A 23638-nucleotide genomic window follows, 5' to 3' on the forward strand; every position below is an offset into this window, starting at 1 on the left:
ATGAAAGAAAATTTTTCCAAGCGAGTTCAGGCAGTTATGAAATCGGCCAAAGAAGAGGCGGTTCGATTGGGGCATAGTTATGTGGGTTCTGAGCACTTGCTTTTGGGTTTGTTTAAAAATGAAGACGGAGTCGCTGCAAAAATATTTGATATTTACAATTGCGATGTAAATGATATGCGTACGATGATTATTGATATGATCAAAACATCCGGTGGCACCATGACGCTTGGACATCTTCCGCTCACCCGCCGTGCAGAACGAATACTTCGAAATGCATTTAACGAATCAGCGGCGATGGGTTCATCGGTGGCAGATGATGAACATTTGTTATTGGCCATGCTAAAGGAATCTGATGGAATTGCATTCGAAGTCCTCAATTCGTTTAATATCGATTATGATAGTGTAGGAGATCTCATTCAGGATGAAGGAAATGAACCAGCGCCAATCGCTCCTGAAAAGTTGAAAAAATCCAAAAAGTCAAAGACGCCGGCATTAGATCATTTTTCTCGTAATATTACTAAAATGGCGATAGAGGGGAAATTGGATCCGGTTATCGGGCGTACCGATGAAATTGAGCGAGCCGCACAAATTTTGACCAGGCGAAAGAAAAATAATCCAGTACTTATTGGTGAGCCCGGTGTTGGGAAAACCGCCATCATTGAAGGACTAGCGCAACGCATCCATAAAAAAGAAATCCCTCGATTGTTGTATAATAAACGAATTCTTGCAATCGATCTTGCGGCTGTTGTAGCGGGCACGAAATATCGTGGACAATTCGAAGAACGGATGAAAACTATTATGGTGGAATTAGAAACGGTGGACAATGTTATTTTGTTCATTGATGAAGTTCATACATTGGTTGGTGCAGGTGGTGCTTCAGGATCGTTGGATGCTTCAAATATGTTTAAACCTGCTCTTGCCCGTGGAGATATTCATTGCATAGGAGCAACAACACTAGATGAATTTCGAAAGTATATCGAAAAAGATGGTGCGCTTGAACGCCGCTTCCAAAAGGTAATGATTAATCCTCCTACGGTAGAAGAATCCATTCAGATATTAAATGGATTAAAAGAAAAATATGAAGAGCATCACAATGTGGTGTACGATGAAACTGCTATTGACGCCTGTGTCCATCTTTCAAATCGGTATATTTCAGATAAATTTTTGCCTGACAAAGCAATTGATATTATGGATGAATCCGGCTCTAGGGCTCACATGATGAATATGAACGTTCCGCAGGAAGTAATAGATATAGAACTAGAACTTGAAAAAGTTCGGTCAGAAAAAGAATTAAGAGTCGCTGATCAGGATTTTGAAGCAGCCGCATTATTACGGGATACAGAAAAAAGCCTTTTATCGATTTTAGCTTCTCATCAGAAAAAATGGCAAAAACAAGAACGGTTGAATCCAGTCGTAATCACCGAAGAAAAAATTGCGGATGTAGTGGCTATGATTACGGGAATTCCGGTCAATAAGGTGGCCCAGTCAGAATCCCAAAGATTATTAAAAATGAAGGATAAACTCAGTTTAGAAATTGTAGGTCAAGCGGAAGCCATTAGCAGTGTGACGAAATCAATTCAGCGAACACGTGCGGGATTGAAAAGTCCAAATCGTCCGATTGGCGTTTTTCTATTTCTGGGTCCAACGGGAGTGGGAAAAACAGAATTGGCAAAAGTGCTCGCAAAATATCTCTTTAATCATGCAGATTCCCTAGTCAAAATAGATATGTCGGAATATGGTGAGCGCTTTTCGGTTTCTCGCTTAATTGGTGCGCCTCCCGGCTATGTAGGGTATGAAGAAGGTGGCGAATTAACTGAAAGAATTCGGCGAAACCCTTATTCTGTAATTTTATTTGATGAAATAGAAAAAGCCCATCCTGATATTTTTAATGTGTTACTCCAGCTTTTTGATGAAGGTATACTAACCGATGGGTTAGGAAGAAAAGTAGATTTTAAGAATGCTATTATTATTATGACTTCTAATCTTGCGACAAAAGAGATACAAGGTGGTGGAACTTATGGTTTTATCGAAAATTCAGCGGATAATAATTATCAAGGAATCAAGGAACGTGTTTTGGATCAAGTGAAGACCACTTTTAATCCGGAATTTTTAAATAGAATTGACGAAACAGTAGTTTTTCACCCCCTTTCTGAAAAAGATGTGTTAGAGATAATTGATCTTCAACTAAACGATTTAATGGAGAATCTTGACAAAAAATCCATTCATTTAACGATTACAAAAAAAGCAAAGCAGCTTGTATTGAAAAAAGGATACAGCGTCGAATACGGCGTCCGACGACTTCGCAGAGAAATCCAATCATTGCTTGAGGATCCACTTTCAGAAAAATTGCTCGAACGTACATTTTTGGATGGCGATGCCATAAAGGTGGATGTAAAAAAATCAGAAATGACATTTTCAAATGTAAAAAGAAAACCTTCATCTAAATCATCTCGTCCCGTTTTAAAACGAAACCCCAAAACTAAAACAACCAAGATTTAACCGGAAATTCTGCCATATGTAGGCATAATTCGACTAAATTATAGCACATTCTGCCATATAGGTTAACTATTACAATTGGCATATTTATTGAGTAATGATTAGCAACAAACATTATTCAAATACGATTGGAGAACAAACATGGGTAAAATTATAGGAATTGATTTAGGAACAACAAACTCTTGTGTGGCTGTATTAGAAGGCGGAGAGCCTACAGTAATTACAAGCCCGGAAGGCGGGAGAACCACTCCGTCCGTCGTCGCATTTACGAAAGATGGAGAACGAATGGTTGGTCAGCCTGCAAAACGTCAGGCGGTTACCAATCCTGAAAATACCGTTTTTTCAATTAAGCGATTTATGGGTCGGAATTTTGAAGAAGTCGGGACGGAACTCGAAGAAGTTCCATATAAAGTATCCCAAAAAGCTGGTGGCGGTTTGGTAATTGAAGCTGGGGATAACCAATATTCTCCACCCGAAATTAGTGCAATGACGCTTCAAAAATTGAAACAAATGGCTGAAGATCATTTGGGAACCAGCGTGGAAGAAGCCGTTATTACGGTCCCGGCTTACTTTAATGATACTCAAAGGCAGGCTACGAAAGATGCCGGAAAAATTGCCGGACTCAATGTTCGTAGAATCATTAATGAACCCACAGCAGCATCGCTTGCATACGGAATTGATAGCAAGAAAGAAGAAAAAATTGCCGTGTTTGACTTAGGTGGTGGAACCTTTGATATTTCCATTTTAGAGCTTGGCGATGGCGTATGTGAGGTAAAATCTACTAATGGCGATACACATTTGGGCGGCGATGATTTCGATCAACGAATCATTAACTGGATGGCAGATGAATTCAAAAAAAGTGATGGAATTGATCTGAAAAAAGATCCAATGGCGCTCCAGAGATTAAGAGAATCAGCGGAAAATGCTAAGAAAGAATTGTCAAGCTCGAAGCAAACGGATATCAATTTACCGTTTGTTACTGCAGATGCTTCTGGTCCGAAACATTTAAATTTAAATTTGACGCGTGCGAAATTTGAAGATTTAGTTGATGATTTAATAAATCGAACAGTTGATCCTTGCATCAAAGCGATTAGCGATGCTGGTCTTTCCGCAAAGGAAATTGATGAAGTCATTCTTGTTGGTGGATCCACACGCATCCCAAAAATTCAGGAAAAAGTAAAAGAAATTTTTGGAAAAGACCCTAACCGAAGCGTAAACCCAGACGAGGTTGTAGCTGTTGGTGCTGCCATTCAGGGTGGCGTGCTTGCAGGTGACGTGGATGATATTTTGTTGTTGGATGTCACTCCACTGACTTTGGGTATTGAAACTCTTGGAGGCGTAAGAACGTCTTTAATTGAAAGAAATACTACCATCCCATCAAAAAAGTCAGAGGTCTTCAGCACAGCTGCAGATGGTCAGACTACGGTGGAAATTCACGTTCTTCAAGGTGAAAGAGAGATGGCATTGGATAATAAAACCATTGGAAGATTCCATTTGGACGGAATTCCCTCTGCTCCAAGAGGTGTGCCACAAATTGAAGTATCGTTTGACATAGATGCAAACGGAATTCTAAATGTGAATGCAAAGGATAAGGCTACTGGTAAAGAACAAAGTATTCGGATTGAAGCATCCAGCGGGCTTTCTGAAAATGAAATTGATAAAATGGTTCAAGATGCAAAAAAGAATGAATCAGAGGATCAGAAAAAACGCGAGGACGTAGATGTTCATAATCAGGCTGAACAGTTGATTTACCAAACGGAAAAAAACCTTGAAGAATTCAAGGAAAAGCTTGATGATGCAGAAGCTGATCCTCTTAAAGCTGCTGTTGAAAAGCTCAAAAATGCACATAAAGCTTCGAATCTTGATGATATTAAATCCTCAATAGATGAAGTGAATCAGCTTTGGAATGCGATTGCAACCAAGATGTATGATGATTCGAAAAAGGAATCTCCCTCGCAGGATGAAGAACCTGATAAAAAATCGAAAGATAAGAAGGATGGAGAGATAGAAGATGCTGACTTTGAAGTCGTAGAATAACATCAATTTCGACCAAACATAAAAAAGCGTCCACCCGGACGCTTTTTTTGTATTTGGAACTGCTCTTCAGTATATTCGTTAATAAGGAAAACCTAACATTTCATTGAAAAAAACTAAAACAACATTTATTTTATTCATTCTAGCAATTGTTATTGCCGGAGGTTTTCTGTCTAGAGTCAGTTTATGGGAAGCTAACATTGAAGCATTCCTCAACGGAAACATTAAACAAGGTGGATGGAAAGCAACCATTGGATCTTTAGACGGGCATTTACTTTCAACCGTATCCGCACACAATATTCAATTTGAACATCGTGATAGTACACAGGTGATTGTTTCTTATACGGAGACCAATATCAATATCTGGCGATCGATTCTTTTTGGCGGGATCAATATGGATCGCATCATGATAAATGGACTTCAGGTAAAACCAGGTAACATTTCTTTGAAAAAACCAACAGACGAATTTCAAATTCCTAATTTTCAACTACCAGATATAAAATTTGATTTAAAGAATTTTGAATTAGATGGATCTGTTCCGTTAACGATCAAGGATGAAATGCGCCTTTATTCAATTTTCTTTAAGGGTGATTACAGTCAAGATGATGGAAAAGCTCTACTCCAGATTGATGAATTTTCTGGAAGCTCAAGTAAAACACCGGTTGGTTTTTCTGTTTATAATGTATTGGCAGAATTGGATTCATCTCGATTTCACATGTTTACCGAAAATGGCATTGTAATGGGCATTGGGTTTAATGGGTCTATTAATGCAACGTTTGATGAAATACCTTCCTTAAAGTTGGATTTAGAATTTGACGAATACATTATCCCTGAAAGACTTTTCGAAAAACTTCCCCTTCAACCTAAATTTTCCAGTTTAAAGACTAAAGTTCATCTCTCTTCTGATTTCCATACAATGGATGGCGATGTTTCTGTACGAAATGATCTTGGGCTTGATATGAAAGGAAAAATATCACTTAGTAATGAATCGGACCATATCGTCATTAACCAAATCAATATGAAAAGTGAAACTGCTCAGCTTACTCTGCAGGGAATTTTTGAATATGCTGGACATTTTAACGGCACCGTTAGCTTAACTCATTTGGATTTAAGTGAATGGATGTTACAAGAGCAAAATACCGATTTAACCGGATTTGTACTTTTTGAAGGATTGATCGATTCAGGTCAAGTAAGTGACCTTGATTTAACTGCAGAGATTCAAGAGACCGAATTATATAGTGAAAAGGATATCACCATGTCTGGGTCTATTCAATTTCATGATAATCTTATTTCTATTTCCCACCCCTTAACTCTTGCCATCGGCCCGAGTTCTATTATAGTGCAAGGCGAAGCAGATTTTGCATCAGAATTTGTAGATATCAGTCTTGATTTAAAAGATGCTGATGTATTTCTTATTAATAAATTTTGGTCAGATTCTCTCACTAGCGGAACTGCTACAGGGTCCCTAAAGCTAAAGGGTCCTATGGATGTTCCAACTGTGAAAGCAGAATTGATTTGTAAGGATGTTGGATTGCAAAATATTCACTTAAAGTATGTTGAAATGGCGTGTCAAATCAATCAAATTCAAGATTTATCAAGTGGGTGGGTTCAAATGAAAATAGGTAAAGGAGTTTGGAATGAGTATGGTTTTGATAATGGTACGGTTGATGTTTCATTTCAACCAGAAATTTGGGAAATTACGAGTTTAGAGTTTAACGATGGGGATGACTTCCTTGGGTTGAGCGGATTTGTAGCCATTGGTGACTTTGCGGAACTACAACGTATTCAAATTGCTTATAGAGGACATTATCTGGTTAGCACAGAACCGTTGATGGTTCATTTTATTGAAGATGACATAAAACTGGATCCCTTTAAGATTCATATTGATGATGGAATTATGAAGGGTGAATTTTATCGTGGTGATTCTTTAGCTGGTAGGTTAAGCCTTTCCAATATTGACGCTGATATTGTTCAATCTATTCTGGGTATGGATGAATTTCCCATTACCGGAAACGCTTTTGGGAATGCAGTATTTAACATGGATTCTTCAAAAGTCGTTTTTCAATTAGATGGATCGATGAAAAATGGTACCTTTTTTAATCATGCATATGATAATCTTGATTTATCCGTAATTTTTAAGGATAATGTATTTTCAATCGAACGTTTCAAATTGGAAGAGAATGGACGGACTTCTTTAGAAGTAAAAGGAGATTTTCCATTGCCGGAACAGCGAAACGATCCTCTTGAGATTACTTTAATTGCAGATCTAAATCAAATTAGTATGCAACTGATGTCAACTTTGCTGCTAGGGAATCTGCCGGTGAAGGGATTGGCAACGGGGACATTGAAATTTGGGGGTAATACCAAAGATACCAGATTTCAATTTGATTTGAATATAACAGATAGTTTTTACGATTTAATTCCACTTGGGATTGTAAATGGGAAAGGATTTTATACCGGCCAAAAGTTGATCTTTAGCGATTATTCTTCCCGTTATCGAGGAAATCAAATGAAAGGGATCGGGTTTCTTCCCCTAGATTTAAATATTGGCTCTCAAAATTTTGGACATTACAATAAAACGGATTCTATTCATATTGCTACTCAGGGAGAGCTTAATTCCTTGCATTATTTAACACCTTATATGAGTACCGTTGATTCGATATTAGGGAATTTTGACTTTGAATTATTAATTGATGGTATCCCTGATAATTTGATTCGAAATGGATACATTGTTAGCAAGGACGCTTCCATTTATACGACCTTGCTTCGAGACCCGGTAATACATGTTAATTCTCAAGCGGATATCAAGAATAATTCGTTTGATATTCTATCATTTTCTGCGGAAATGACAGATAAGGATCTTATGAATTCAAACGTGAATTTAACCGGTTTAATAAATTTAGATTCATTTTTTAAACCCAAATATCAAATTGATTTATCTGGATCGCAGGTTTTCATCAAGACTTTATTGGGAGATATTGAGGGAACGGCCAATTTAAATTTATCTATCACCGGGCGCGACACAATTGTAATTGCAGGTGATATTGCACCAGTGGAGGGAGTAATGAGAAAAGAATTTACTTCATCAGCCGTTGGGAAAGCTTTAGATAAGCCCGGGAAGGTCATAATATCTTATCAAATTCAATTCCCAATTGAGCAGGATTTTTTACTTCAAAATAGCCAGGTAGATGCGATAGTTACAGGCGACATATTTATTTCAAAATTCGGCGATTCTGATATGGATTTTTCCGGTGAGCTTTTGGTAAGTGATGGAAAGTTTTATTATTACCATGATGTTTTTAAAGAATTAAAAGGTCCGCTTGTTTTTGATGGGAAAGGCTTTCATCCAACGATGGATATTTCCGCATCAACAACTATAGGAAAAGAAGTAATAAGCATTTCTCTTGTTGGACCACTCGAAAACCCAGATTTATTTCTAGAATCAGCAAGTGGATTCTCCCAAAGTGATATTTTAGAATTATTAACCTTTCACCGCAGGTTCGAAGATCAGGAAATTTCATCTGAGGGTTTTGGTGCACAAGCCCAAACACTTTTGAGCGCCTATCTTGAGAGTCAGCTTGAAAAGAATTTATTTCAAATCAGTGGTATTGAAGATATGGGTCTTGTGGATGATGTTAGTGTTTCCGGAGTGGGAAGTTTAATTGATCAGGATAGTGATGAAGAATTTACCATAAAAGCCGGACGGAAAATTTCGGGTAATTTATCGCTTAATTATTCTTATAAAAGATCTTTTTCTCTTGTGAATCCTAATCAAAGTAAGATGGGTGTAGAATTGAAATTAAATCCGTATTTTTCACTTGTGGGCAGCGTAGATGAGGAAGGTTTCATGAGTGTTAAATACCGTTTAAGGTACTCTTACTAAGGATTTCAAATGAGTTGGTTAAGCGTAGGGTCTGTGACTCTACTGATATTTTCGAATTTCGTGCGGAGCGAACCGTCGTCAATTTTTGTTTCGCAAGTGCAATTTTTGGGTAATGGTTCAATTAAAGCAAAACAGTTGCATTCAGTTATAGAATTGCATGAACCACGAATATTTTCCCAAAAAGAGTTTGACCCGCGTATCCAAAAATTAGATGCCATTTCTCTCAGGACATATTACGTTTCAAACGGATTTTTATCAGCAACTGTAAATGATTCTTTTTCAATTATAGATGATAAAGCCACTCTTAATTATACAATCAATGAAGGGAAACAATATTTTTTACAGTCAATAGATGTAAAAGGTAATAAGGCAATTCCCACAGGAATAATCACCTCAATTCTAGGATTAATAATTGATGAACCGTTTAATCCGATTAAGGTTAATTCTCAAATGCAAACGTTGGAAGAAACGTACCAAGAACATGGTAAATATTATGTTTCTTTCGATTTCTTACCAGAAATAAAGGATTCAGTTAATGCTTTATTGCTAATAGAAGAAGGACCGAATTTAACGGTGGATAAAATATCAATCGACAATATTGATTCGTCTGAACAGTACTTGGTCGGTAGAGAATTACTTATTAATGAAGGTGAAAATCTCAAGAAATCAACCATAGATAATTCAAAACGAAGGATTCTTGAAACTGGTATTTTTTCTTTTGTAAGCATTGTCCCCGACTTAGGAACACCTTCTGATTCTTCAGTTGAAGTAAGTGTCCACGTAAAACCGTTTAAGGAACGAAGAGTTATTCAGTCTGATGGTGGGTTTGATAAAATTGAAATTAGTGATGGGTTGCTCCCCGTTCCGGGAATTGGAGGAAACTTGGAATGGCTAAACAGAAGTATTTTTGGATCAACCAATAGAATAAGTTCCAAAATATCTGCTGATCTTCCGATTGAAGAGCAATTCCATTACCCTCGACTTCGAGTGGATGCAAATCTTTCAAATCAATGGATTGGCTCGCTCAGAATTCCAACACGATTCAAAAGTTTTTTTCACATGTTTAAAAATTTCGCTGATCTTGAGGGGCCATTTATATTTCGATATGGAATGCAAATTACCACCATTCACAAATTTGGCGAACGGTCTTATATCAGCATGGGAGTTAAATGGGAGAAATTTGAAGAGCCGGAAGAACTAAAGGAAAATATCGAGCAAAAAAAGGTGGACATTCATTACAAACTGGATCAAACTAATAATCCTTTCTTCCCTTCTAAAGGATCCATTATTTCTATTAAGATTAATAGCACTGGTGGTTTTTTAGGTGGTAACAGGGAATTTTTAAAATTTGAACTCGATGCTAGAAAATATATAAATATTTTTGGAAAAACTATTTTGGCGCTTCGTGGAAATTATGGAATTCTGCAGGGATGGGATAATTCGGATGAACAATATGAAGAAATACTTTTTGATAAATTTTATTTAGGTGGGAGCACAAACTTAAGAGCATGGGACCCTTTGGAATTTTCAGTTGTAACAGATTCGTTGGGAAATTCAACCAATACTCCAAAAGGTGAAACATTTCGGTTTTTTATTAATTCAGAAATTCGATTTCCCATTTATGGATTGATTGGAGGTGTTATTTTTATGGATGGCGGAAAATTGGATGTCGCGGAAAAATGGAATTCCCTCGCAGATTTTCAATGGGATGGCGGGTTTGGCGCGACCTTAAAAACACCTTTAGGACCCGTGCGGTTGGAATATGCATCCCAATTAAAAGATCCATCCGAATGGCGCATTCATCTAGGAGTATTATATGCATTTTAATCGGAACCCGTTAACTTCCTTAATGTATAAAGTTCAATTCTCACTTGCGAGAGGATGATGGAACGAATAAATTCACAAACTTTTTTCGAGAGGACTATGAAAAACATACACATAATAATCGCAGTTAGCGGGCTACTTTTGGTGGGAATGAATTGTGGGAAACCATTAACAGCTGAGGCCTTGTTTACACAGGCAGAAACAAAACGAAACGTGAGCAATAATTCCGGTGCAATTGAAGATTTATCTAAATTATTGGAATTGTATCCAGATCATGATCTTGCGTCTAAAACCCAGTATTTCATTGGGGATATTTATATGAACAATATTAAAGATTTCGAGGCAGCAATTACGGCCTATAAAAAAGTTGTCGAATCTTATTCTGGAAGTGGCTTAGAAGCTAATGCCCAATTTATGGTTGGATTTATTTATGCCAATTATATTCAGAATCTTGATAGCGCCAAAAAAGAATATGATCAATTTTTGAATCAATTTCCAGATCATGATTTATATGATGATGTACAATTTGAACTGCAATATCTTGGCAAGGATATCAATCAGATTGATGCGTTAAAAAATATCGCATCCTAATAAAAGTTTCTCTTGAATGTCAGATTTTAGTTTATCAGAAATAAACGAAAAAATATCTGCCCGGTCTGGATTTGTAGATGAATTAAAAAAAGGTCTTGGACAGGTTATTGTTGGGCAAACTGAACTGGTTGAAAAAATAATCATTAGTTTGTTGGCAAATGGTCATATTTTATTGGAAGGCGTTCCGGGGTTAGCTAAAACTCTGATTGTAAAAACAATTTCGCAGCTGATTGATACTCAGTTTCAGCGCATTCAATTTACTCCAGATATGTTACCGGCAGACTTGCTGGGAACGCTCATTTTTAACCAGAAAACGAGCTCCTTTGAAATACGAAAAGGGCCTATTTTTTCTAATATCATATTGGCAGATGAAATCAATCGTGCACCTTCAAAAGTACAAAGTGCTTTATTAGAAGCCATGCAGGAAAGGCAAATTACCATTGGAGAAGAATCATTCATTCTCGATCAACCTTTTCTTGTTTTAGCAACACAAAATCCAATTGAACAAGAGGGGACTTACCCGCTTCCTGAAGCGCAAGTCGATCGGTTTATGCTGAAACTAAAGGTGGATTATCCTTCCAAAGAAGAGGAACGAATCATTTTACGTAAATCCGCTAAAACCCACGTTGTCGATTTAGTCAAACCTGTCATTAGTTCGGATGAAATATTGGATGCGCAATCTTTACTGAATGAAATTTATGTAGATGAAAAAGTTGAGGAATATGTTTTAAATCTCATTTTCGCAACACGGGATCCGGAAGGTTCCGGAATGGGTGACTTAGGTGGATTAATTGAATACGGTGCTTCCCCGCGTGCTACGATTAATCTGGTTCTTGGTGCCAAAGCAAGGGCATTCCTTCAACATCGCGGTTATATTACTCCTGAAGATGTGAGATATATTGCAATGGATGTTTTGCGCCATCGCATTATTCTTAACTTTGAAGCCGAAGCGGAAGAACTTACCCCTGAAGATATTATTCAACGTCTCTTGGAAACTGTCATTATTCCTTAATTCTCGGGCAACATGATACCCCGGGAAATCCTCAAAAAAGTTCGCCAAATTGAAATCCGAACCCGTGGTTTGGTGAATGATCTCTTCGGCGGAGAATATCATTCGGTATTTAAAGGAAGGGGAATGGCTTTCTCCGAAGTTCGAGAATATGTCCCCGGTGACGACATCAGGCTAATTGATTGGAATGTTACTGCCCGCACCGGCGCACCTTTTATTAAAATTTTTGAAGAGGAACGTGAACTTTCAGTAATTCTTATGGTGGATATGAGCGGGTCCGGTCAATTCGGTTCAAAATCTCGACTTAAAACTGAGCTTGCAGCAGAGTTGGCATCTGTTCTTGGTTTCTCCGCTATAAAAAATAATGATAAAGTCGGAGTTATTTTTTTCACCGATGATGTTGAAAAATACATTCCTCCCAAAAAAGGACGATCACATATATTACGTGTCATTCGAGAAATTCTCTATTTTAAACCAGAGAAAAAGGGGACATCTTTGCAAAATGCATTAGATTTTCTTCTCCACACGTCTCATCGGCGATCCGTTGTGTTTCTGATATCGGATTTTATGAATGAAGGATATTGGAAATCATTAAAGATAGCTAATAGAAAACATGATTTAATCGGAATTCAAATTCACGACCACGCCGAGGATAATATTCCAAACCTTGGAATGGTAAAAGTGAAAGATCCGGAGACGAGTGAAGTTTTTTGGATAGATACAAGTTCAACTTCGGATCGGCAAGCGATTAAAGAATTGCGTCAAAAATCTAAGGATGATTTTCTGAAAACATGTCGTAAGAATCGGTTCGATTTAATTCCGATTTCTACTCAGGATGATTATGTAGAACCGCTCATGAATTATTTCCGTTTAAGAGAAAAGCGGTTTTAAGGGATTCACAACTACAAATGGTTTTCTTCTATATAATTGCGATTTCTTTATTGCTGAATGGATGTTCAGAAACCGATCAAGAAAAAACCTTCCAGGCATTTGCAAAGCTGGATACAAATCGTGTCGGCATTGGAGATGTTTTCCATTATAAAGTTGTAGCATCTGCGCCGAAAAATAAGATGCTTCAATTTTCTGAAATTCGAAATAACGATCCCCTTGAAATTAGACATACATTGTTGAATGCTGATGGAACAAGATTAGACTCCATTGATTTTACATTGGTTTTGTGGGATACGGGATTTCACTATATACCGCCAATCGAAGTAAATCTTTTGAACAGTGATTCTACTTTGGCAAAGACGATGACAATGGATAGCCTTCAGGTTTTTGTTTTTTCTTCCATTGCAGAGGATTCTCTTTTTCGCGCAGCTGGTTCGATAAATTTAAAGCCGGCTAAAAATCCGGTTTCCATTGAAAAAGGTTTCCCCTTTCGGACTCTTTTGTTCGGAACAACATTCCTGATATTATTAGTTTTGATAATTGGTATATGGTTTCGTCGTGTTCCGGATCGTTTCCGTTTCTCGGAGCCATTGCTTGATATTCCGCCGCCGGACGAGTTAGCATTAAAAAAATTGACAGACCTTCGTAAACAGATCAAGCAAGACGGACGGACGGTAAAGGAATATTATACTTCATTGTCCCACATCATCCGAGAATATATTGAATTTAGTTTTTTTATTAAGACCCTAGAAATGACTACGGAGGATATTGTTAAGCATACTGACGATTTGCCCTTTGGATCTACGGGAAAGGGTGCGTGGAAGAATATACTTGAACGAGCGGATCTCGTGAAGTATGCAAAAGAAACCTCGGACGTTGAAACAATCCAATTGGATATTGATTCTACCCAAAAATTCATTAAAAACACGACAATATTTTGGAAGCGAATCGATACGAGTCTTCCGTAAATTTTAAATGAAAATTTCGTAAGTTTATTGTTTAATAATAGAAAGATATTATGGCAACCACATCAGAAATTAAAAAGGGTGCAGTTTTACTCCACAAGGGGAAGAGAATGAAAGTGATTGAATTCCTTCACGTAAAACCTGGAAAGGGTGGAGCATTTGTTCGTACGAAAATGAAAGATATCCAGACGGGAAAGATATTTGATGAAACGTTTAACGCCAGCGCAAAAATTGAATTGATTCGAGTAGATGCAAAAACGATGCAATATTTATATGCTGATGGTGAAGATTTTATCTTCATGGATAATCACACATATGAGCAACTTTTGGTTGCTGGTAATACTGTTGGCGAGGCAAAGCATTATCTCATTGCCGGTCAGGAAGCGGATCTATTGTTCGACGGGAGCGAAATTCTTGATATTCGCCTCCCTGCGCATGCAATTCTTGAGGTAACACACACGGAACCAGGCATCCGAGGAAATACGGCAACAGGCGCTACCAAACCGGCAACGCTTGAAACAGGTTATGAGGTTCAGGTGCCGTTATTTGTGGATGAAGGTGATAAATTAAAAGTTGACACGCGAACGGGTGCGTATGTTGAACGGGCGAAATTATAAACGATTTGTCGTAATTTGAGGAAATCAAATGTGGAAAGATAAAGTTAAAGAAATTATTTATATCCTTGAGAATAGTGATGTTGAAGAAATCGACATAACTTTTTGGGGGAAACGGATCCGCGTATCCAAATCGGGAGGATCTTACAAAATGTCGGGTCCCCCAGTTGAAAATGCCATTGAATTGTCGCCTGGTTTATCGGATAAACCACTGGTGCCACAATCGGAATCTCCGGCGGAATCTATAGATGGAGAGTCAATTTTATCGCCTATGCCCGGAACATTTTATCGCTCACCAACGCCGGAAGCGGACCCGTTTATTAATGAGGGCGATATTGTAAAAATGGGTCAGACTTTATGTATTATTGAAGCGATGAAAATCATGAATGAAATTGAAGCGGAGCAGGATGGTGTCATCCAAAAAATAACGGCACAAGATGGAAATCCCGTGGAGTTTAATCAACCTCTCTTCGTGATCAAGCCATCTTGATATTATCTAACATTTTCTGAACTGTCATGTTTAAAAAAATCCTGATAGCCAACCGCGGGGAAATCGCCTTGCGAATTATTCGTGCTTGTCACGAGTTGGGAATAAAAACAGTTGCAGTTTATTCTACAGCTGATGAATTATCTCTCCATGTCAAATTTGCGGATGAAGCTGTTTGTATTGGACCGCCTTCCAGCAAAGACAGTTACCTTAATATCCCTCGAATTATAGCAGCGGGAGAAATTACCAATGCGGATGCTATTCACCCGGGATATGGATTTCTTTCGGAAAATGCTGAATTTTCTCGTATCACTGAGGACAACGATTTTACATTTATCGGACCAACGCCTGAAACGATTTTAGCAATGGGAAATAAATCTCATGCAAAAGACACCATGAAAGCTGCCGGCATTCCCGTAATTCCAGGCAGTGACGGCATTATCAAAGACGTTTCGGAAGGAAAAAAACTTGCGAGTGAAATGGGTTACCCGGTTATGATAAAAGCATCATCCGGCGGTGGTGGGAAGGGAATGAGGTTTGTAGAAAATGAAGCAGCATTTGACAATGCATTTGATACTGCAAAGAATGAAGCATTGGTTTCTTTTGGAGACGGCGATGTTTATCTGGAAAAATTTCTTGTTAACCCAAGGCATATTGAAGTTCAAATATTAGCAGATTCCAATGGAAATGTTGTTCACTTGGGAGAAAGAGAATGTACGATTCAACGGCGTCATCAAAAATTGATTGAAGAATCTCCCTCAGTTGCAGTGGATACAGAAATGCGAGCAAAGATGGGCGCCTTGGCCGTTAAAGGTACAGAAGCCGTTAATTATGTTGGCGTTGGAACGATGGAATTTTTAATGGATAAAAATAAAGATTTTTATTTCATGGAAATGAACACTCGTATTCAAGTAGAGCATCCCGTGACGGAAATGGTAATGGGCGCCGACCTTATTAAACAACAAATTCGTATGCATTGGGGCGAACCTCTTCCGGAATATGTAAATGATCTACAAATTCGTGGACATGCTATCGAATGCAGGATTAATGCAGAAGACCCTGCCAAGAATTTTATTCCATCTCCGGCGACCATTTCTAGTTTTCATCTCCCGGGTGGTAAAGGAGTTCGTGTGGATACCCACGCATATGCTGGATATGAAATTCCGACTTATTATGATTCTATGATTGGCAAACTCATCGTGCATGCTTCTGATCGGGGAAAAGCCATTAACCGAATGCAAAGAGCCTTGGAAGAATGCATCATTGAAGGACCAAAAACCACGATTCCATTCCACCAAGCCATCATGAAAGATAAGCAATTTCAATCTGGCGAATTTGATACCGGATTTTTAGAAACATTTGAATACAATCCTCCAAACAATTAAAAGAAAATTTAATGACTATACCTAACGATTTAAAGTACACGAAAGATCACGAATGGGTTAAAATGCACGACGGATCTGTTACGGTTGGCATAACCGATTATGCACAAAAAGAATTAGGAGATATCGTTTTTGTCGAATTTCCGGAATTAAATGACCACATAACAAAAGACGAACCATTTGGAACCATCGAGGCTGTAAAAACGGTTGCAGATCTTTTCGCACCTTTATCCGGCGAAATTATCAACATAAATGATGAAATTGAGGATGCTCCTGATTTCGTAAATTCCGATCCTTATGGTGACGGTTGGTTGGTAAAAATAAAAATTCCGGACGAATCTGAATGGAACCTTCTTATGTCCGCATCAGATTACGAAAACTATTTAAAGAACGATTCTTAGGATATTTTAATGAACTCATCTGTTTTCAAAACCTTATTAAAAACTGCTGAAAAACGCGGCGCTTGCTACATTATCCTTCTTGATCCTGATAGGAAGAATGAACATACATTAGAAGCAAGATTGAAGGCGGCTCATGACGCTGGCGTAGATGCTATTTTTGTCGGTGGAAGTTTGATGATGGATGGTAAATATCATGAGCGGATCAAACGGATTAAAGAATCTTCAACCGTACCGGTCATTTTTTTCCCGGGCGGCGCAAATCAGTTGAATGAACATTTTGACGCCATCCTATTTACAGCAGTTTTATCCGGGAGGAATCCTCATTACTTGATTGGAGAGCAAGTGATTGCAGCGCCGATTGTTAAAGATCTTGGATTGGAAGTCATCCCGACAAGTTATTTACTGTTTGATGGAGGGGCACATTCTACCGTTGAATTTATGAGTGGCACCCAACCTTTACCGCTGCATCGTCCTGATATTGCGGTTGCACATGCTTTGGCATCAGAATATTTAGGCAAAAAATTAATTTATCTTGAAGCGGGTAGCGGAGCGCATGAATCTGTTCCGGATGAAACCATTAAACGCATATGCAGTCAGGTGTCTGTTCCAGTTATTGTTGGAGGTGGTATCAAAACGCCTGAAGATGCACGTCGAAAAGTTGAAGCAGGTGCAACCTTTATTGTTACCGGAACAGCTGTAGAAGAAAGTGATTCATCAGATTTGATGCAAGCTTTTTCAAATGCTGTTCATGTAAAGGAGTAAACAATGAACAAACGTGAAGAAATAATTCGGCAATTAGAAGCAAGTGCTCAGGTTAAACAAGAAATGGTTTCTCTTTGTGCGGATTCTATAGAAATGAGCGCCACTCTTTTAATTTCAGCCTTGAAAGACGGACATAAAGTGTTGTGGGTTGGAAATGGTGGTAGCGCCGGACAAGCACAGCATTTATCTACAGAACTTATTGGCGGTCTTAGAGATCACACGTGGAAAGGATCTCCATCCATTTCTCTTACAGTTGATTCTTCCTTTATTACAGCATGGGCAAATGATGTCGGATTTGACTCAGTATTTTCCCAGCAAGTTGGTGCTTTAGGTATGGCTGGAGATGTGTTGGTTGCCATTTCAACCAGTGGGAATTCTGTAAACGTGATTGAAGCCGTTAAAAAAGCACAAACCATCGGTATGAAAGTAATCGTGTTTACAGGGAATTCCGGCGGATTCTTAAAACCAATGGGAGACGTTGTTATTTCAATTCCAAGTGATGATTGTCAGCGTATTCAAGAGGGACATATTCTCGCGGGACACATCATGTGCGAACTCGTTGAGATGGAGTTCATACAATAAACGATTCGTGGAAACACATATCCAGGATTATATCACCATGATCCAGGTCGAAAAAAACCTGGCAATCAAAACAGTGGAAGCATACAAAAGAGATATTGGTCGGTATTTAAAGTTTCTTGAAGAGGAACAAAATGTTACTTCCATTTTGCGAGTAAAGGATGATGAAATTAGAGCATTTATAAGAGTTCTTTCCGATTTGAAACTTGCTCCATCAACGCTTCACCGAAATTTTTCTGCTATCCGCTCGTACCATTCTTTTCTTGTCGAGTCCGAACTAACCAAGCATAATCCTGCACAATTATTAGATCCCCCCCGAATGACCAAAAAACTTCCTGATGTTTTAACTGCAAATGAAATTGAATCCATCATCAATGCAGTGACGGAAGATTCGTCGTCGTATCTCCGTGATAAATCAATGTTAGAAATGCTTTATTCTACAGGGTTACGGGTGTCGGAATTATGCGAACTTGAATTGGTAGATATTCAGAATAACTACGGGGTTCTTCGTATAAAGGGAAAAGGAAACAAGGAACGTTTGGTTCCGATTGGAAGAAATGCCGTAGATATGCTTGAAGAATACCTAAAAAACCTGAGAAAAAAATTGGGTGAAAAAAAGTTGGATAAAGGAAAAATATTTTTAAGCCTAAATGGTCGCCCACTTACCCGTGCCGCTGTTTGGCAAATACTAAAAAAATGGACGGCCCAGGCGGGAATTACAAAGAATATAAGTCCCCACACATTCCGCCATTCGTTTGCGACGCATTTATTGGAAGGCGGTGCAGATCTTCGCGCCATTCAGGAAATGCTTGGACATGAGAGCATTACCACAACCGAATTATACACGCATTTGGACCGACAATATTTAGCTGAAGTTCATAAAAAATTCCATCCGAGGTGGTAAATGGGCATTGCTTCTCTAGATCCGTCTGTTCAAATTATTCTAATCCCTGTGATTTTATTTTCACTTTCATTTCACGAATTTTCACATGGTTGGGTAGCATTTCGGCTTGGTGATCCGACTGCGCAACAATATGGACGCTTAACTCTCAATCCAATTGCCCATTTGGATATGTTCGGAACTTTGGCGTTGTATTTCATGGGATTTGGTTGGGCAAAGCCTGTCCCGGTTGATGTGGGAAAGTTGAACAATCCCAGACGCGATGCCACGTGGGTTGCACTTGCCGGACCTGCTTCCAATTTTTTACTTGCACTAATCTGCGGTATTGGTTTTTCAGTTTTATTTAGAATGATGGCAAATGGAACAGAAGTACCAACAGTTGTCATGAAGGTTCTACAAGTTGGTCTATTCATCAATATATCCTTAGGCGTTTTCAATTTCCTTCCAATTCCACCTTTAGATGGATCACGAATATTAGAAGGTTTTATTCCAATTGAACATCGTCACATTGTGCACAAAATGGAACATTATGGACCGATGGTTTTAATTGGATTGATAGCATTTGGTTGGATGACGGGCTTCAGCGTCATTTGGGTGATTATGGGACCGATAATTGGACTTTTATCAAGTTTATTTACTGCGGGATTATTATAATGACCGGACATTTGTTTAGGAGAATTATTCCAAAACGGCATCAGACGTCCCGATCTCTATTATGGACTGTGATCGTTTTACTTGCTGTTCTATTTTTAATCATGTATCTGAACGGCGTCAGTTTAGGCAGGTAAAAATGAAACTGATTGAATGTGTACCCAATTTTAGCGAAGGGCGTGACCTTAATAAAATCAAAATTATTACCGATGCAATTATAAACGTAGCGGGTATTACAGTTTTAGATGTGGATCCGGGTGAAGATACAAATCGTACCGTTGTTACGATTGTCGGGGAACCGGAAGCTGTCGCCGAAGCTGCATTTATTGGAATTCAATCGGCAGCAAACGTGTTGGATATGAGGTCTCACACCGGTGCACATGCACGTATGGGCGCTACAGATGTATGCCCATTTATTCCTATTTCTGAGGTCACCATGGATGAATGTATTGAAGTTTCCAAACACGTTGGCGCTCGTGTTGGAAACGAGTTGGGTATTCCAATTTATTTATACGAGAAATCAGCCCAAAAAGTGGAACGAGGAAATTTAGCAACCGTCCGTCAGGGGGAATACGAAGGATTAGAAAAAAAGTTAAAAAATCCTGAATGGAAACCGGATTATGGTCCTGCAGACTTTAACCCAAAAACTGGGGCAACAGCAGTCGGTGCGCGGGAATTCCTGATTGCATACAATATCAATTTAAATACTAAGGATAAGAGACTTGCTACGGATATTGCATTTGAACTTCGTGAAAAAGGACGAAGCAAACGGTTTCCAAATCCTCTCTCAAAAAATTTATTGGATGGAGAAATCGTTCGAAAAGATAACGGGAAACCTGTAAAAATCCCCGGGATGTTTAAGAATGTAAAAGCTGTCGGGTGGATTATTGAATCGTATCACCGAGCTCAAATATCCATTAATTTTACCAATTATAAACAATCTCCTGTGCACGAAGTATTTGACGCTGCATGTACGTTAGCAAATGAAAGGGGACTTAGAGTAACGGGGAGTGAACTTGTTGGGCTTATTCCGATGGCTGCGGTAAAAGAAGCGGGGATCCATTATTTAAAAAAACAGGGGCATACACCGGGTGTTCCTGAATCAGAAATTATTGAAACGGCTATCCAGTCGTTGGGGTTGCACGATGTTGCACACTTTGATCCGGAAGAAAAAATAATTGAATATGCTATTCAAAATGAGGAGGCAAATCTCATGAATTCAACGATGAACGAATTTGTGGAGGAATTATCAACCAATAGCCCTGCGCCGGGTGGTGGTAGTGTCGCTGCTTTGGCAGGAAGTTTGGCCGCGGGACTCGCTGCAATGGTCTCAGCGCTTACCCATGAGAAAAAAGGATTCGAACTGACTAAAGATGAAATGGAATCCATTGGGCTTGAAGCGCAACATTTAAAAGATCGGTTCATTGCACTTGTGGATGAAGATACGTCAGCCTTTAATCAAATGATGGATGCCGGGCGACTGCCAAGCAAAACAGAAACAGAAAAATCTGATAAAAAATCAGCAATGGAAAAAGCCGCAAAAAACGGCGTCAATATCCCGATGGAAACGGCTGAATCAGCATTAAAAATTCTAGAAATGACCGCTGTACTTGTGGAAAAAGGAAACCCGAATTCGGTAAGCGATGCCGGAGTAGCAGCCGAAATGGCACACGGTGCAGTTCGAGGTGGAATTATGAATGTACGGATCAATCTTTCCGGTATTGGTGATCAGGAATTCGTGAAGGAAGCGATCGAAAAATCTGAAACACTTATACGCAAAGCAGATTCACTGCAAGATGAAATTTATTCAAAGACTATGAATACTATTCAATCATCCTAATCGACCTATGCAAATAAAGCCACTTTCTGAAGATCTTCAAAATAAAATTGCCGCCGGCGAGGTGGTGGAACGTCCGGCATCTGTTGTAAAGGAATTGGTAGAAAATAGTCTTGATGCTAATGCGAAAACTATTACGATTGTGGTTGAACAAGGTGGAGAAAAACTCATTCAGGTAACGGACGATGGTTCGGGAATTCCATCGGAGGAATTGACGCTTGCAGTCCAGCGATATACTACGAGCAAAATTGAAGAAGCAGACGATTTATTTAATATCCAGACTCTGGGATTCCGGGGAGAGGGACTTGCAAGTATTGCTGCCGTGGCTGAAATAGAATTAGCATCTTGTACGAATGAAGAGGGGCATACCATCAAAGTAAAAAACGGGCAAGCAGGCGCGATTGAACCGGCTGCTGGTGTTAGGGGAACCCAAGTGACGGTTCGCAACCTGTTTTACAATACGCCTGCCCGTAAAAAATTCCTGAAAAAACCGCGTACCGAATTCCGAAAGATTGTAGATATGGTGCGACGATTTTCTCTCATGTATCCCGAAAACGGATTTAAACTTATTTCGGAAAATCGAAACGTTTTGGATCTCAAATCAGAATCGCTGGAAGATCGCATCTCAGCCGTAACAGATCCGTTATACAAAAATAATATTTTATCGGTTAGCCTTGCGAAAGGTGATTATCTAGTGACCGGGTTCGTTGGGAATTTGACTCTTGTACGAAAAAAACCGGGTGAACAGTTTTTGTTTTTGAATAGGCGGTTTATCCACAATAGGATGATGAATTCTGCAGTGTACAATGCTTTTCGATCTCTCATAAACCGAGGAGAATATCCCTTTTTTGTTATCAATTTATCGCTGCCGTTCGACCAAGTTGATGTGAATGTTCATCCAATGAAAACCGAAGTTCGTTTTAAAGATGAATGGCGACTGTATCATGTGGTGCGCTCTGCCGCTGAACAGGCACTCGAACCAATTTTATCCACGATACCGGATTTTTCTGCGCAAGAACCCGGAATTTCATTTTTCGCAAACCCAACCGCTTCTGAACATGAAAATCAGGCATCGATGGGGTTTGGAAGCCCGATAGAATTACCTCAACTTGATCGCGCTAAATCCTATGCTTCGAACCTGGCAGGTGGTGAGGCGCAGGAAGAATCGTTTGATTTTGAATCAATGTGGCAGGTGCATAAAAAATATATCGTGTCGCAGATTCAAAGCGGGTTGGTAATTATTGATCAACATGTAGCACACGAGCGGGTATTGTTTGAAGAAGCGCTTGCTTCCTTTGACGGTGATGCACTTGCTGCTCAAACGTTACTTTTTCCGGAAGTGGAAGAATTTAGTCCGGATGATTTTTCTGTTCTTTTAGAAATTTTGCCCTATTTAGAAAAAATGGGATTTCGGATGAAAGAATTTGGTGAAACATCGGTTATGGTTGAGGCTATTCCATCCGAAATGGCGTGGGGAACAGAACGACTTGTCATCAAAGAAATGATTGATAATTATCAGGAATATCAAAAAAAACATGCATCATTTCAGGAAGCACTAGCTGCATCTTTTGCTTGTCATGCCGCTGTAAAAGCCGGCGACCAACTGACCCATGAGGAAATGTCTTCACTTGTGAATCGTTTGTTTGGAACTGAACATCCTTACTATTGCCCGCATGGCCGCCCGGTGATCATTCAACTCTCTCTGGATGAACTCGATCAGCGGTTTGAACGAAGCTAAAGTCTAATAAAGATTACGCTGGAATGGCTCGTATCGTTAGTAATGGGCTTGGTGAATGATTAAGCACCGTAACCCAAATATTATCTAACGGAAAAAGTAACCTGCACAAACTTGGCTGAACTTTTGTTGACCGATGAACATAATGATTATCAAATCTTTCTAATTTCCAAAACCACGCTGCCAAGTTTTTGTGTCAGGTTGACTGGGGGTTATATTTACCCGTTCTTTAGTCATACACTATTTACTTTACGAACTGGTATTCTTTCATACAGGTCAATACCATTGCCTTCACAAAATTCTCTAACATCATTTGCGCCCAAAAGAATTAATTCTACTTTTGGTGTTGCAAATATTTCCGAACAGGAACTTACACCGTGAACCAAGCGATGTCTTTCTTCAAATGCAGTTTTAAAATTTGACCAATTGTTTATAATTTTAGACAATAAAGGAAAATTTTGGTGATTAACCACTTCATCCTTCCATAGTTGTTTATAGTTATCTAAACCGTGACAACAAAATAGTTTTATCCGTATTTCCTTATTAGATGAATATCCCAATGCTATTATTGCTCTCCTTATAGTCCATTCAAAATG

At 38.9% G+C, this 23638-nt stretch carries 19 protein-coding genes; 18 read left to right on the forward strand and 1 reads right to left on the reverse strand.

What is annotated here, in order from left to right:
- The 18 genes from HOD97_00215 (at position 1) to mutL (ending at position 23045) form a co-directional block, all read left to right on the forward strand.
- A complete protein-coding gene (locus HOD97_00215; protein ID MBT4280038.1) occupies positions 1–2499 on the forward strand; it encodes an ATP-dependent Clp protease ATP-binding subunit in 2499 nt (832 codons plus the stop codon).
- 138 nt (positions 2500–2637) lie between these two features.
- Entirely contained in the window at positions 2638–4533 is a 1896-nt protein-coding gene (gene dnaK / locus HOD97_00220) for a molecular chaperone DnaK (protein ID MBT4280039.1), read from the forward strand.
- A 103-nt stretch (positions 4534–4636) separates the two neighbouring features.
- Entirely contained in the window at positions 4637–8413 is a 3777-nt protein-coding gene (locus HOD97_00225) for a hypothetical protein (protein MBT4280040.1), read from the forward strand.
- A gap of 9 nt (positions 8414–8422) precedes the next feature.
- Entirely contained in the window at positions 8423–10240 is a 1818-nt protein-coding gene (locus HOD97_00230) for a BamA/TamA family outer membrane protein (GenBank protein ID MBT4280041.1), read from the forward strand.
- Positions 10241–10336: 96 nt separating this feature from the next.
- Positions 10337–10828 carry a tetratricopeptide repeat protein gene (locus tag HOD97_00235; GenBank protein ID MBT4280042.1) on the forward strand — a complete coding sequence of 164 codons (492 nt, stop codon included), beginning with the start codon at positions 10337–10339 and terminating at the stop codon, positions 10826–10828.
- Positions 10829–10844: 16 nt separating this feature from the next.
- Positions 10845–11840, forward strand: a complete 996-nt coding sequence (locus HOD97_00240; protein ID MBT4280043.1) for a MoxR family ATPase — start codon at positions 10845–10847, stop codon at positions 11838–11840.
- Between the two features lie 12 nt (positions 11841–11852).
- Positions 11853–12728, forward strand: a complete 876-nt coding sequence (locus HOD97_00245) for a DUF58 domain-containing protein (protein ID MBT4280044.1) — start codon at positions 11853–11855, stop codon at positions 12726–12728.
- 17 nt (positions 12729–12745) lie between these two features.
- Complete coding sequence (locus tag HOD97_00250) at positions 12746–13696, forward strand: hypothetical protein (protein MBT4280045.1); 951 nt, start codon at positions 12746–12748, stop codon at positions 13694–13696.
- A gap of 50 nt (positions 13697–13746) precedes the next feature.
- Positions 13747–14310, forward strand: a complete 564-nt coding sequence (gene efp / locus HOD97_00255) for an elongation factor P (GenBank protein ID MBT4280046.1) — start codon at positions 13747–13749, stop codon at positions 14308–14310.
- A 28-nt stretch (positions 14311–14338) separates the two neighbouring features.
- Complete coding sequence (gene accB, locus HOD97_00260) at positions 14339–14797, forward strand: acetyl-CoA carboxylase biotin carboxyl carrier protein (GenBank protein MBT4280047.1); 459 nt, start codon at positions 14339–14341, stop codon at positions 14795–14797.
- A gap of 26 nt (positions 14798–14823) precedes the next feature.
- Positions 14824–16179 carry an acetyl-CoA carboxylase biotin carboxylase subunit gene (gene accC / locus HOD97_00265; protein ID MBT4280048.1) on the forward strand — a complete coding sequence of 452 codons (1356 nt, stop codon included), beginning with the start codon at positions 14824–14826 and terminating at the stop codon, positions 16177–16179.
- 11 nt (positions 16180–16190) lie between these two features.
- Positions 16191–16577, forward strand: coding sequence for a glycine cleavage system protein GcvH (gcvH, locus tag HOD97_00270; GenBank protein ID MBT4280049.1), 387 nt, complete (start codon positions 16191–16193; stop codon positions 16575–16577).
- A gap of 9 nt (positions 16578–16586) precedes the next feature.
- Complete coding sequence (locus HOD97_00275; protein MBT4280050.1) at positions 16587–17339, forward strand: geranylgeranylglyceryl/heptaprenylglyceryl phosphate synthase; 753 nt, start codon at positions 16587–16589, stop codon at positions 17337–17339.
- A 3-nt stretch (positions 17340–17342) separates the two neighbouring features.
- Positions 17343–17921 (forward strand): SIS domain-containing protein, encoded by a 579-nt coding sequence (locus HOD97_00280; GenBank protein ID MBT4280051.1) that lies wholly within the window; start codon positions 17343–17345, stop codon positions 17919–17921.
- Positions 17922–17958: 37 nt separating this feature from the next.
- Positions 17959–18822: a site-specific tyrosine recombinase XerD gene (gene xerD, locus HOD97_00285; GenBank protein ID MBT4280052.1), complete on the forward strand. Its 864-nt coding sequence runs from the start codon at positions 17959–17961 to the stop codon at positions 18820–18822.
- Positions 18823–19473, forward strand: coding sequence for a site-2 protease family protein (locus HOD97_00290; protein ID MBT4280053.1), 651 nt, complete (start codon positions 18823–18825; stop codon positions 19471–19473). It begins immediately after the preceding gene.
- A gap of 136 nt (positions 19474–19609) precedes the next feature.
- A complete protein-coding gene (gene ftcD / locus HOD97_00295; GenBank protein MBT4280054.1) occupies positions 19610–21310 on the forward strand; it encodes a glutamate formimidoyltransferase in 1701 nt (566 codons plus the stop codon).
- 7 nt (positions 21311–21317) lie between these two features.
- On the forward strand, positions 21318–23045 hold the full coding sequence (gene mutL, locus HOD97_00300) for a DNA mismatch repair endonuclease MutL (protein MBT4280055.1): 1728 nt from the start codon (positions 21318–21320) through the stop codon (positions 23043–23045).
- A 230-nt stretch (positions 23046–23275) separates the two neighbouring features.
- Here mutL and HOD97_00305 read toward each other — a convergent pair.
- Positions 23276–23638 (reverse strand): hypothetical protein (locus HOD97_00305; GenBank protein MBT4280056.1); only part of this gene is annotated, 363 nt, incomplete at its 5' end.

The sequence above is a fragment of the Candidatus Neomarinimicrobiota bacterium genome (assembly GCA_018651745.1).
In the GTDB taxonomy this organism is placed as follows: Bacteria; Fidelibacterota; Marinisomatia; order Marinisomatales; family TCS55; genus JAAZYX01.